This is a genomic window from Bradyrhizobium tunisiense, assembly GCF_042263385.1.
GTDB lineage: Bacteria > Pseudomonadota > Alphaproteobacteria > Rhizobiales > Xanthobacteraceae > Bradyrhizobium > Bradyrhizobium tunisiense.
On sequence record NZ_JBHLEV010000008.1, the window covers coordinates 237,698 to 250,105 of the forward strand.

Annotated in this window: 12 protein-coding genes; 4 read left to right on the forward strand and 8 right to left on the reverse strand. The window is 65.9% G+C overall.

Going from position 1 to position 12,408, the window contains the following annotated elements:
- Nucleotides 1–15: 15 nt before the first annotated feature.
- Together mhpA and ACFDR6_RS29105 are read right to left on the reverse strand one after the other, a co-directional pair.
- Entirely contained in the window at nt 16–1,524 is a 1,509-nt protein-coding gene (gene mhpA, locus ACFDR6_RS29100; RefSeq protein ID WP_375860351.1) for a bifunctional 3-(3-hydroxy-phenyl)propionate/3-hydroxycinnamic acid hydroxylase MhpA, read from the reverse strand.
- 75 nt (nt 1,525–1,599) lie between these two features.
- A complete protein-coding gene (locus tag ACFDR6_RS29105) occupies nt 1,600–2,391 on the reverse strand; it encodes a DNA-binding transcriptional regulator (RefSeq protein WP_375860352.1) in 792 nt (263 codons plus the stop codon).
- Between the two features lie 143 nt (nt 2,392–2,534).
- Here ACFDR6_RS29105 and ACFDR6_RS29110 point away from each other — a divergent pair, with 143 nt between their 5' ends.
- Complete coding sequence (locus ACFDR6_RS29110; RefSeq protein WP_375860353.1) at nt 2,535–3,518, forward strand: VOC family protein; 984 nt, start codon at nt 2,535–2,537, stop codon at nt 3,516–3,518.
- A gap of 19 nt (nt 3,519–3,537) precedes the next feature.
- Here the strand turns inward: ACFDR6_RS29110 and ACFDR6_RS29115 are convergent, their stop codons facing one another.
- Together ACFDR6_RS29115 and ACFDR6_RS29120 are read right to left on the reverse strand one after the other, a co-directional pair.
- The gene (locus tag ACFDR6_RS29115; RefSeq protein WP_212092843.1) at nt 3,538–4,200 is read right to left on the reverse strand and encodes a response regulator; all 663 of its coding nucleotides are present in this window, start codon (nt 4,198–4,200) and stop codon (nt 3,538–3,540) included.
- Complete coding sequence (locus tag ACFDR6_RS29120; protein WP_375860355.1) at nt 4,197–5,579, reverse strand: sensor histidine kinase; 1,383 nt, start codon at nt 5,577–5,579, stop codon at nt 4,197–4,199. The genes ACFDR6_RS29115 and ACFDR6_RS29120 overlap by 4 nt, the downstream gene beginning before the upstream one ends.
- A gap of 192 nt (nt 5,580–5,771) precedes the next feature.
- Here ACFDR6_RS29120 and ACFDR6_RS29125 point away from each other — a divergent pair, with 192 nt between their 5' ends.
- A complete protein-coding gene (locus ACFDR6_RS29125; protein ID WP_212092845.1) occupies nt 5,772–6,668 on the forward strand; it encodes a DUF3280 domain-containing protein in 897 nt (298 codons plus the stop codon).
- Between the two features lie 73 nt (nt 6,669–6,741).
- Here the strand turns inward: ACFDR6_RS29125 and ACFDR6_RS29130 are convergent, their stop codons facing one another.
- The 3 genes from ACFDR6_RS29130 to ACFDR6_RS29140 are packed head-to-tail and all read right to left on the reverse strand — an operon-like array spanning nt 6,742 to nt 9,775.
- A complete protein-coding gene (locus ACFDR6_RS29130; RefSeq protein ID WP_375860356.1) occupies nt 6,742–7,773 on the reverse strand; it encodes an L-idonate 5-dehydrogenase in 1,032 nt (343 codons plus the stop codon).
- A gap of 23 nt (nt 7,774–7,796) precedes the next feature.
- Nucleotides 7,797–8,564: an SDR family oxidoreductase gene (locus tag ACFDR6_RS29135; protein WP_212092847.1), complete on the reverse strand. Its 768-nt coding sequence runs from the start codon at nt 8,562–8,564 to the stop codon at nt 7,797–7,799.
- A gap of 11 nt (nt 8,565–8,575) precedes the next feature.
- The gene (locus ACFDR6_RS29140; RefSeq protein ID WP_212092848.1) at nt 8,576–9,775 is read right to left on the reverse strand and encodes a mandelate racemase/muconate lactonizing enzyme family protein; all 1,200 of its coding nucleotides are present in this window, start codon (nt 9,773–9,775) and stop codon (nt 8,576–8,578) included.
- A 172-nt stretch (nt 9,776–9,947) separates the two neighbouring features.
- On the opposite strand from ACFDR6_RS29140, the gene ACFDR6_RS29145 reads away from it, so the two are divergent.
- The gene (locus ACFDR6_RS29145; RefSeq protein ID WP_212092849.1) at nt 9,948–10,712 is read left to right on the forward strand and encodes a GntR family transcriptional regulator; all 765 of its coding nucleotides are present in this window, start codon (nt 9,948–9,950) and stop codon (nt 10,710–10,712) included.
- A 23-nt stretch (nt 10,713–10,735) separates the two neighbouring features.
- Nucleotides 10,736–12,100 carry an MFS transporter gene (locus ACFDR6_RS29150; RefSeq protein ID WP_375860357.1) on the forward strand — a complete coding sequence of 455 codons (1,365 nt, stop codon included), beginning with the start codon at nt 10,736–10,738 and terminating at the stop codon, nt 12,098–12,100.
- Nucleotides 12,101–12,151: 51 nt separating this feature from the next.
- On the opposite strand, the gene ACFDR6_RS29155 is transcribed toward ACFDR6_RS29150, so the two are convergent.
- Entirely contained in the window at nt 12,152–12,388 is a 237-nt protein-coding gene (locus ACFDR6_RS29155) for a hypothetical protein (RefSeq protein WP_375860358.1), read from the reverse strand.
- Between the last annotated feature and the right edge of the window lie 20 nt (nt 12,389–12,408).

The following is a 12,408-nucleotide window of genomic DNA, read 5'->3' on the forward strand; positions in this document are numbered from 1 at the left end:
CTGAGAATTGTTCGGTCAGGCCGCGGACGGCACCTGGGCTGGAGGCATGATGGCGGCGATGAGCTGGTCGAGTTCGGTCCCGTTACGGGCAGTGCCGCGCACGTAGCGGTCTGGACGAACCAGCGCGGCGGTGATGCCGTGCTTGCGCAGCCAGTCGCCGATGGCTTCCGCGTCATCGTTGGTCAGGATCTTGATCCCTGCCCGTGAAAGAGCGAGAGGCGATGAGAGCGTGGCCGCACTCTCGATCAGGAGCACGTGGCTGTAGCCGACCCGGTCGTCGCTGCGGCCGCCGTCCGTCAACGCGAATTGCGGCGCGAGTTGTCCGGCCAGGGGCGACGTGCCGAGCGCGAGCCCGGGGCCCAGCAGGGGCTTCTTCACCTCGAGCTTGACCGGCGCGTTCTCTCTGGCCTCGCCGGCGGCAAGGCCCGCTTCGATCGCCTTGGTGTTGATGACGCCGCCAAGACGGATGGCGAGTTCGATGAATTCGCGCACATGCGGCTGACGTTCACTCTGGTACGTGTCGAGCAGATCGGGCGGAGCGCCGCCCCGGATGATGGCACCGAGCTTCCAGGAGAGGTTCGCGGCATCGCGGATGCCCGCGCACATGCCCTGGCCCAGGAAGGGCGGAGTCTGGTGTGCGGAGTCGCCCGCGAGCAGCAATCGTCCGTTCCGCCATTGCTGTGCGATCACCGAATGAAACGTGTACACCGCGGCCCGTTCGAGCTCGGCATCGTCGGGCGTGATCCAGCGCGACAGCAGCTCCCAGACCTTTGCCGGTTGCGCGATCTCCTGGGAATCCTCGTCCGGGAGAACCGTGATCTCCCAGCGCCGCCGCGTCCCGGTGCCGCGCACATAGGTCGCCGGCCGGCTGGAATCGCAATGCTGGAGACTGTAGTCGCCGAGATCGTCGCGCGCGCGCTTGAGCAGGACGTCGATCACCAACCAGCGTTCGTGGAAGCCGAGATCGTCCATGCCGGAACCGATGAACCGGCGGACCAGCGAGCGGGCGCCGTCGCAGCCGACGACATAGCCGGCGCGAACCTCGCGGAGCTTGCCGTTGGAGAGGTCTTCGTAGCGGACGCGCACGCCATTCTCGTCCTGATCGAGCGCGAAGACGTCGCAGCGGCTCTGCAATGAGACGTGGGGAAAGCGGGCGAGGCCGCCGATCAGGACGTCCTCCAGATCCGGCTGGTGGAAGCGGTAGCTGAGATGCCAGCCCATTGGCGTCAAAGTCTGCGGACGCGACCAGTCCAGCAGCATCTTGCCGTTGGCATCGAGAAAGAGCATGCCGGGGCTGAGGATGACGAGCGGCGAGATCGCGTCGGCGAGGCCGATGGTCTGGAATACGCGCATGCATTCGTCGTCGAAATGCACCGCCCGCGGCAGATGATAGGTCCGCGCCTCGCGCTCCAGCACCAGCGTGCGAAGGCCGCACAGGCCGAGCAGGTTGGCGAGCGTGGCGCCGACCGGGCCGCGGCCGACGATCACGACATCAAACTCCTCGGGGGCGGATTTATCTTGCATGGGGTATCTCTTCCCCAAGCCAGGCCGTCCGTTCAACGCCGTCGCGCCAAGTGTCCGCCCAGCGGACGGATCGGCCTAGACCTCGACGGGAATGGCTGCGGCCGTCTCCTGAAGCTGCACTGCAAACTGCGCAATCGCCTCGTCGATCCCCAGGGCCGAGCGAATCCAGATGATGGAGATGCAGCCGAACACGGCATCGTTGCGCACGATGGGCACGGCGATCGAAGCCGTTTTCGGATTGTATTCGCCCTCGCTGCGAACCGCGTAGCCCCGGGCCTGCGTCTCGGCGATCATGCGCTCAAGGTAGGATTGGTCGAGGAACGGGCGGTCGTCGGCATCGTCGATGCGGCGTAGATGATTCACGATCAGATCGCGTTCGCGCGCGGGGCAGGTGGCGAGATAGGCGCGGCCCGCGGAGGTGCGCAGCATCGGCAGGCGCTTGCCGATCATGCCGCGGTCGATCGAGAGCGGGCTCCGCGCGTGGGTGGTCTCTTGGACGACCATCGCCGCGTTCTCGTAGGTCGAGAGATCGACCGGCCAGACCAGGGTCTTGCTGAGCTCGGCGAGATAGGGCGCCGCCGCCTGGCAGATCACGACGCCGGGATCGTAGCCGTCGCCGAGGCTCAGCGCGCGCCGGGTGACGCGAAAACGGTCGTCGCTGGCGCTGCGGGCGATGTAGCCGAGTTCTTCCAGGGTTTCGAGCAGGCGGTAGACGGTGGGACGTGGCAGGTCGAGCGCGCGGGCGACGTCGCCGGCGCGGATGCCGCCGGAGCGGTTGACCTCTCGCAGCACATCAAGCCCGCGCTTGAAGGCGCGGACGCCTTCCGATTGCCGCGGCGCCCTCGGCCCCGTCCGCTCCTTGGACACTTCGCATTTCCTCCCTTGTGGCGCACGGTCCAGCGATTATCGTTGCGAACGCGAAGCGATTGCGGATCGCACCGTAGGATCGTGCGCGGTCGGTATCAAGTTCGCCGTATTGCGGCATACGCGATGCCTTCGGGAGGACTTCAATGGAAATCACCGCGCTCGGCTATATCGGGATCAATTCATCGCAGCTCGACCAATGGGGCCGGATGGCGACGGGACTGCTCGGCATGCAGCAGGTCGATCGCGGCGGCAAGATGCGCGCCTTCCGGATGGACGATCGCAAGCAGCGCCTGATCGTGGACGGCAGCAGCGACGCCGGTCTTGCGGTGATGGGCTGGGAGGTTCCGTCAAGTGCAGAGCTCGATCGCCTCGCCGGGCGGCTGGAAAGCCACGGCGTGAAGGTGTCGCATGGATCGCGCGCGCTCGCCGACGAGCGGCATGTGACCGGGCTGATTTCGTTCGCCGATCCCGCGGGCAATCGGCTCGAGGCGTTCTGCGAGCCTGAGATTGCGGCCGAGCCCTTCAAGCCGGGCCGGCCGATCTCGGGCTTCCGCACCGGTGCGCTGGGCATGGGGCATGTCGTGCTCAATGTAGAGGATGTCGAGCCGCTCTTGCCGTTCTACCGCGACGTGCTCGGCTTCCACGTCTCGGATTTCGGACTGAAGCCTTACGGGCTGTACTTTTTTCACGTCAACGGCCGCCACCACAGCTTCGCGATGGTCGGCTCGGGGCGGAAGGCGCTGCATCATTTCATGGTCGAGCTCGGCAGCCTCGACGATGTCGGTCAAGGCTACGACCTCGCGCAGCTGGACGAGGGCCGTATCGCCTACACGCTGGGCCGGCACACCAACGACCACATGACCTCGTTCTACGTGAATACGCCCTCCGGCTTCTTCATCGAATATGGCTGGGGCGCGCGCGTGATTGATCCCGAGACCTGGCAACCGCACGAGACGTTCGACGGCCCGTCGCTGTGGGGTCACGAGCGATTGCACATGCCGGAAGAGCAGCGCAAGCGCCTGCGCGACATGCGGCTGGATGCGGCCGCGCGCGGCGTCCGCGTAGCCGATCCGCGCGTGCCGCCGCTCAACTGCGCGTGGCTGGACCAGGTGGTTGCGCGCGAGTGATATGCTGGCGGGAGAACGCTCACGCCTCGCCGAGATCGAGCTCGGTCAGCAGTCCCTGGCGCAGCGCGAGGCGGACCAGCTCGATGTCGGAGCCGACGCCGAGCTTGTCCTTGATCAGGGAATGCAGGTTCGCCACCGTCTTCGGGCTGACATGCAGCGTCTCGGCGATTTCGTCGGTCGTCTTCTCCGCGAGCAACAGGCGCAGCACCTCGAACTCGCGTGCGGTAAGGACGTCGGCGGCCGAGCTTTCGCCGCCGAGCCGGCTCAGCGCCAGCTCGTGGTCGATGTCGGGACTGATCGCGATCTTGCCGGCGAGCACGTCCATCACCGCGCGCACCAGCGTTTCGGGCGGGCTGGTCTTGGTGACGTAACCCCTGGCGCCGGCGCGGATCGCCTGCACGGCGAAGCCCGCGTTCTGGTGCATGGTGAAGATGAGGATCCTTGCGCCCTTGTCCCACTGCCTGATCCGCCTGACGGCCTCGATGCCGCCGATGCCGGGCATGCTGAGGTCCATGATGACGAGATCGGGCGCCTCGGATTTGTACAGACGGTAGGCTTCCGCGCCGTCGGCCGCTTCCGCGATGACGCGCAGGCCCGGCTGCTTCTGGAGCACGGAGCGATAGCCTTCGCGGACAACGGAATGGTCGTCGACCAGCAGGATGGATGCGTCGGCCGCGCTCATGCCGCATGCTCCAGCGCCTGCCGGTCGGCGGCGGCGAGCGGAATGACGACGCGCAGCGCCGAGCCGCCGTTGGGGCCAACTTCGAAGTTCATCCGGCCGCGCAGGGCGGCAACACGCTCGCGCATGCCGAGCAGGCCCATGCCGGATTTGACTGCCGCATCACTTGGCCGGCCGTCGTCGTCGATGGCCAGCGCGATCTCCTCTGCGGCCATCGTCAGATGCAGGCCGACCTTGGTGGCGCCGGCATGCTTGGCGGCGTTGGTAAGCGCCTCCTGCACGATGCGGTAGAGGTTGGCGCTGATCGCGGCGGGCAGGGTCTCGAACGCGCCGTCGAAATCGATCGTGAAGCGCGTCTCGCCGCGGCTGCGTCCGTTCCAACCCGCGACGAGACCTTCCAGACTCGCGACGAGGCCAAGTTCCTCGACGTCGGGCGGGCGGAGCCGGAACAGCGCGCCGCGCAGCGTCTCCATCATGCCGGTCGCAGTCCGCGCGATCCCGTCGCATTCGCCGAGCAAAGCGGGGCAATCCTGCGCGGCGGTCTGGCGGGCGGACGAGGCCAGCGCGCGGATGGCGGCCAGCGACTGACCAAACTCGTCGTGTAGCTCGCGGGCGAGATGGCGGCGCTCGTCGTCCTGCAGCGCGATCAGCTTCCGCGTCAGCTCGCTGCGTTCGGCAAGCGCGTTGTCGAGGCTTTCGGCGAGATGGTTGAAGCCGTCGCGGATCGCGGAGAGTTCGGCGAGATCGAACGGCGGCAGCCGCGCCGTGAGGTCGTTGGCCGCGATCCGCTCGAGGCCGGTACAGATCAGGCGGGTCGGGCGCAGCGCGCGCGCCAGCGCGGCGTAGACCAGCAAGCACAGCAGCGGCAGCGCGATCGCAAACGCAATCATCAGGCGGCCGGCCTCGTGCCATGCCTCCGCCGTCTGCACGGCCGGATCGACCGACACCACGGTCTCGCCGAGCTTGGCTCCGCGCACGATCACAGGCCGTGCCGCTTCGCGGCCGGGATCGAACAGGCTGCGATAGAAGGCCGCGAAGGCCTGTGGCGGCGGGGTGGCCGGAGCAGGCGCACCGCTGCAGAACCGCTGCAGCATCTCGCCGCTCGCGCCGCGGAATGCCAGGCAGAGGCCGGGCGTCATCACATAGGCGGCGACGGGGTCGAGGTTGGGAAAGTCGCGCGGTCCCGCCACCCACTGGATCTTGCCCTGTTGCAGCTCCAGCGACTTCGCCACGATCGCGGCGATGCCGTCGATGCGCGCGTGCACCGCGCGGTCGGCCGCGATCAGGAAATAGGCGGAGATCGCGGCGAAGCAGGCGGCCGTGATGGCGGCCACGCGCAGCGTCAGACGGACCTTGAGATCGAATCTCGGGCGTTTCCACATCGAGGGCACCTGGTGCGAAGCGGGCTCGTTGCCCGGCATTAAACGGCAGAACGCGGGCGGCGGGAAGCATTCCTGCCTTACCGCAATGCAAACTCGTGAAATTTTCCCGGCATTCGTCGGGACAGCGACGGCTGCATGGCCTCGAGCGACCCGTTCAGATTTGCAGCGCCGCTCACCCCATGAGGCCCATTCATGCACCGCTCCGGCCTGTTTCTCTCTGCTTTTCTCGTCTTTGTCCTGGCTCACTCGCCCGTCCACGCCGGGGTCGCCATTGGCGTTGCCATGGATGATTTCAGCTATACCGATACGTCGGGCGAGCCGACCAACCAGACCGCTGCTCACGACCGGCGGCTGGCAGCGTTCATGGCCGCGCTCAGACGGGACATCGGCGAGGGCGGGCGCTATCGGCTGGTGCCGTCCGCCCAGGACGGCGCGGCATTCAAGATCATCGGCGGGATCCAGAAGACGAGCACGCTGGTGCAATGGGCCAAGGTCGCCGTGATCGACGTCGGCGCCAAGAAGCTCGTGATGGACAAGCTCTACTCCTTCCGCGGCGACAGTGACGAAGCATGGGAGCGCGCCGAGATATTCCTGTCCCGCGAGATCATGGGTGCGCTCGGCACACAAGCGCCGGTCGCGCTTGCCGTGTTCGATTTCGAGCTCGAGGACATGACCGCCGCCTCGGGAGGCACCTTGGCCGCTTCAGACGCCTCGTACCTGGCCGAGGCGACGACCGGCGTGCGCGACGTCCTCGGCCAGTCCGGCCGCTACCGTATTGTCGACGTCGGCAGCGCGAGCAGCGAGGCGGCGAAGGGGGGTGCTTTGCACGACTGCGGCGGTTGCGAGGCGGCGATTGCGCAAAAGCTGGGGGCCGATCAATCGTTGATCGGCGTGGTGCGGCGGGTCAGCCGCACCGAATACACGCTCGGGTTCCTGGTGCGCGACGCCGGCACCGGCGCGGTGCTGGCGCGTGGCGACAGCGGTCTGCGCCTGGGCGCCGACTATTCGTGGAAGCGGGGCGCCGTGCGGCTGGTCAGTGATCGGCTGATCGAGAGCCAGCAAGCCGCCGAAAAAGCCAAAGAGCGATGAGATTCATCGCTCTTTAGATCTCTTGTTCGAGCATGATCCTTTCGGAAAACCGCTGTACACTTCCGGATCATGCTCAGAAGGTAAGCTGCACCTTCATCGATTGCGAGCGGTCGCTGGCGAGCTCGAAGGCGGCGACCGCATTCTCGAACGGCATGGTCGCCGTGATCAGCGGCTTGACGTCGATCAGGCCTTCGCCCATCAGCCGCACCGCAAGCTCGAACTCGGGATCGAAGCGGAAGGTCCCGCGGAGCTGCAATTCCTTGGCGACGATGGAGTTGATCGGCAGTGTCATCTCACCGCCGAGGCCGAGCTGCACCAGCGTCGCGCCCGGCCGCATGACGTCGAGCGCGGTGCGGAGTGCAGCCTGATTGCCGGAAGCTTCGAACAGCGTGTCGAACACGCCCTTGCCGGCACGCCAGGGATCGAGTGCCGTGGGATTCGCTGCGACGTCGATGGCGCGACTGGCACCGAGCTTCTTGGCAACCGCGAGCGGCGCCTCGGCGACATCCGTCACCACGATCTCGGCGGCACCGCCGAAACGTGAGACCAGGATCATCAGCGCGCCGATCGGGCCGCAGCCGGTGATCAGCACGCGCTTGCCGAGCAGGGGACCGGCCTGCTTGCCGGCATGCAGGCACACCGCCAGCGGTTCGGCGACCGCGGCTTCCGCCAGCGAGAGCTTGTCCGCGATCGGCACGGCCTGACTGGCATCCACCGTGATGAATTCACGGAAACCGCCTTGCACATGGGGAAAGCGCATCGCGCTGCCGAGAAAGCGCATGTCGAGGCACTGGTTGCGCATGCCTTCCTGACAATGCAGGCACCGGCCGCACGGTCTGCTCGGATTGACGGCAACGCGTGTGCCTGCCGCCACGCCAGTGACGCCGTCACCGACGGCTGAGACCACGCCGGCGATCTCATGGCCCAGCGCCATCGGCTGCTGGATGCGCACGACGCCGAACCCGCCGTGATGGTAGTAGTGCAGGTCGGAGCCGCAGATGCCGCCATTGGCGATCTTGACGCGGACCTCGCCCGGGCCGGGAGCGGGATCAGGGTAGTTGTCGATCCGCAGGTCTTTCGGGGCGTGAATGACGACGGCGCGCATGGTCTCGTTCCCTGTTTCGCGGGTTACATCGCTGCGATCATGCCGCCATCGACATAGATGATCTGGCCGTTGACGTAAGTGGAGGCGTCCGAGGCGAGGAAAATCGCGGCGCCCACCAGCTCGTCCGGCTTGCCCCAGCGCTTCGATGGGATACGGCCCATCAGCCAGGTGTTGAAATCGGTGTTGTTGACCAGCGCCTCGTTCATGTCGGTCAGCATGTAGCCGGGGCCGATCGCATTGGCCTGGATGCCGTGCTGGGCCCATTCCACCGCCATCGAGCGGGTCAGGTTCTTGATGCCGCCCTTGGCCGCGGTGTAAGGCGCGATCGTCGGGCGGGCGAGTTCGCTGCCGAGCGAGCCGATGTTGATGATCTTGCCGTGCTTGCGCGGGATCATACGCTTGGCTGCCTCGCGGCCGATCACGAAGGCGCTGGTGAGGTTGGTCTCGATCACCTTGCGCCATTCGTCGGTGGTGAACTCCACCAGCGGCTTGCGGTGCTGGATGCCGGCATTGTTGACGACGATGTCGACGGCAATCCCTTGTCTGTCGAAATCGTTGAAGGCAGCGACGATCGCGGGTTCGTCGGTGACGTTGAACGCGGCGCCTTCGGCCTGATGCCCGGCGGCACGAAACTCGGCGACCGCCTGCTCGACTCGCTTGGGGTCGACGCCGTTGACGATGATCCTGGCGCCGGCCTTCGCCATGCCCTCGGCGATGGCGCGGCCGAGCCCGCGGGAGGAGCCGGTCACGAGCGCGGTGCGGCCGGAGAGGTCGAAGAGGGACGTGCTCATCTCGAGAATCCTTAAACGTTGGAGCGGCGCACGCTCAGATCGGAGCGCTCGAATACGGCGGGCAGAAGGTCGACGCCGAGGCCGGGGCCTTCCATCGGGAAGACGTAGCCGTCCTTGATCACGGGCATCGTGGTGACGAGCTCGTTGTACCAGCCATTGTAGAAGGCGCGCACCGATTCCTGGATCAGCGTGTTGGGCTGGCTGAACGACATGTGGATGGCGGCGATGAAGCCGATCGGTCCGATGCAATCGTGCGGCGCGAAGGGACGGTGATAGGTCTCGGCCATCGCCGCGATCTTGCGGCCCTCGGTGAGGCCACCGGTCCAGCACAGGTCGGCCATCACCACGTGCATGGCGTCGCGGTCGAGCATGTCCTTGTAGGGGAAGCGCGAGCCCAGCGTCTCGCTGGCGCAGACCCAGACATCGGTCGAGCGGGCATATTCGGCCAGTGCCTGCGGCGAGTTCATCCGGATCGGGTCCTCGTACCAGGTCGGCTTGTAGGGCTCGAGGGCGCGCGCGATCTGCTTGGCGGTCGGCAAATTCCACAGCGAATGGAGCTCGACCATGATCTCCATCTTGTCGCCGACGGCTTTGCGGATCTTCTCGAACGGCTCGATCGCCTGCTTCATCTGGGCCGCCGTGATGTAGAGGCCCTTGTTCTCCTGCGCGGCCGGATCGAACGGCCAGATCTTCATCGCGGAGATGCCGCTCTCCAGCAGGTTTTCGGCAAGCGCATCGGCGCGGTTCATGAAGCCGTCGAGATCCTCGTAAGGCCCCTTGTTAGCACCCAGATTCCAGTTCGCGACCGGGCTGATATTGGTGGAGCGGACATATTGCGTGCCGGCGCAAGTGTTGTAGATGCGCTGCTTGTCGCGGCAGAGGCCGCCGAGCATCTGGTGCACCGGCTGGCCGCAGACCTTGCCGAACAGATCCCACAGCGCGATGTCGATCGCAGAGGCCGCGCGATATTCGACGCCGGTGGACGACTGCGCCATCGGCAGGTTCAGCATGTCGCGGTGGATCGCTTCGATGTGCAGGGGATTGCGGCCGAGCAGGCGGCCGGCAAAAGTGTCGTGGATCTGCGCTTCGACCGCGCCCGCGCCATAGAAGGTTTCGCCGAGCCCGATCACACCCGTGTCGGTATGGACGCGCACCCAGATGACGTTGGAGAACTCCTCTGTGCGCAGGGTCTCGATCGACATGATCTTCACGGCAACAATCCTCCCGTCGGGTCTATAGCGCCCGCCTTGTTTGTCATTTCTGCGCCGCATTGCCGGCGAGAGCCGAGACCGTCTTACCGTCGCTTGTAATATATCACAACATGTTTTAAGGATATCACAAATGGCGCCGCCCCGCGAGGCGACGGGCTGACGGGAGGACGACATGGCACGGCGCAAGCGTACGCTCGAGGTGGTGAGAAACGACGACGGCGAGGGCAGGCCCTCCCGGCGCAACCGCCTCAACTTCTTCGAGCTGGCCTATCAGAAGATCGAGGAGCTCCTGGTCCATTGCGAGCTCAAGCCCGGTCAGTTCATGACCATGCTGGAATTGCAGGAGATGACCGGCTTCGGCCGCACGCCGGTGCACCACGCCGTCAATCGTCTCTCCGCCGACACGCTCATCATCATCCGTCCGCGCCACGGTCTGCACATCGCGCCGATCGATCTGGCACGCGAACGCATGCTGCTGGCCTTGCGCCGCGACATGGAGCGTTTCGTGATCCGCCTCGCGGCCGATCGCGCCAGCCTCTCGCATCGCAATCAGGCGCTTCACATCGAGCGCCTCCTGCGCGAGCGCCGCGCCAACCTGACGCTCGACGAATTCAACAGCATCGATCGCCGCATCGACGCGCTGGTGCTGGAGGCGGCCGGGGAGCCGTTCCTGGTGCACACGCTGCGGCCGCTGCACACGCTGTACCGGCGCATCGGCTACATCCACCACCGTTTCATGCCGGGGCAGGCCGACCTGTCAGGCACGATCGATCGTCATGTCGCGATTCTCAACGCGGTGGCCAACCGCCGCGTCGAGGAAGCCGTGCAGGCGAGCGATGCCCTGATCGACTACATGGGCGAGATGTTCACGGGCATGGAGGTGGGGATCGACCCGCGCCTGCTCGATTGCAGCATCGAGCCGCTGCTCGGGGCGTAAGAGTTCCCAGGAGAAGACCAGACATGTCAACGATGGCGATGCCACAACCGACCGCGAGCGAAGCCGCGGTCCGCTACCTCATCACGAACTACAGTCCCAAGGGCAACAAGGTCGGCTGGCTGATGATGGCCTCGATCCTGGTCGAAGCCTGGGATCTGTATTCGATCGCCTTCGTGCTGATCTTCATCAAGGAGCAGTACAATCCCGATCCGCTGATGCTGGGTCTGGCTGCAGCCGGCACGCAAGGAGGCGCGCTCATCGGCGCGCTGTTAGGCGGCTGGCTGTCCGACAAGATCGGCCGCCGCGTCATGTTCCTGGTGACGATGGTGATGTTCATCGTGCTGGCGCTGGCGCAGGCCTTCGTGCCGGATGTGTTCTGGCTGGTCGTGATCCGCTTCCTGCTCGGTATTCCGCTCGGCTCGGACATTTCGACCGGCTACACCTACATCATGGAATCCATGGCCAAGGGCGAGCGCGAGGTCATGGGCAACCGCTGGCAGTTCATGTTCGCCGTCGGCGAAGTCCTCACCATCGGCGTCATCGTGATCTTCCTGCTGATCGACATGCAGCACGAGATGCTGTGGCGCGTGACGCTCGGTCTCGGCGCGCTGCCGGCGCTGATCATCCTTCTGATGCGCCACGACGTGCCTGAGACGGCCGTCTGGCTGGTGCAGAAGGGACGCTACCGCGAGGCCAAGCAGGTCGCGCGCGAGATGTTCAACGACAGTCTCGACATGCTGCCGGACCGGGACGTCGAGGTGCCGAAAGTCTCGACCCGCGCCTTCCTCGCCGACCTCAGGAAGGATCCGATCCGCTGGCGCGCCACGGTGTACGGCTGGATCGCCTGCTTCGCACAAGCCAGCGAATTCTCGACCTTTGCGTTCTATCTGCCGGTGCTGTTCGTGATGGTCGGCGTGTCGAGCGTGCTCGGCATCAATCTGGTGACGATGGCGCTGTTCTCCTTTGCTGCCCTGTCGGGCTGGGTCGGTCCGCTGCTGACGCCGAAGATCGGCCACCGCGGCATCTCGATCGCGGGCTTCGGAATCGTGCTGGCCGCGCTGCTGGTCGCGGCCTTTGCGCTCTACACGGACAACACGATCCTGCTGCCGTTCGCGGCCGCCGCCATGTTGTGGGGCCATTATTGGGACGCGTCGAACTGCATGACCATCCCGACCATGGTCGCCAAGCCGCAATATCGCGGCACCGCCAGCGGCTTCGCCTACATGTTCGTGAAGCTGCCGTCCTTCCTGGCGATCTTCCTGTTCCCGACGGTGTTCGCCGCGATCGGGCAGGCGAATGCAACGCTGATGGTCGCGATCTTCCCCCTGATCGGATTGCTCGCCGCAATCTTCATCCTGCCGGAAGTCTACGGCTACGAGAACGACTGACGACGTAGGCCCCGGTCGCGGCGGCATCGCCGCGATCGGGTCCCGACGGGGCTACGGGCTCAGGAAGACGGGATCAATCCCGACGCCATGGCCGAGCAGGCCGATCGCCTGGAGCTGGGCGCTGTGCAGGTCGATCTCGACGATCGCGAACAGGGTCAGCAGGACCACGGCCGTGACGAGGAGCAGCGGGTGGGACCTTTCCGCCCCGCCCTCGCTCGGCGCAGTGAAGCTCTGAAACGCGCGACGCAGGGAAAAGCTCTGCGGCAATGCCTTTGACCGGATCTGCATGATGTACCTCCTTGCCGCGC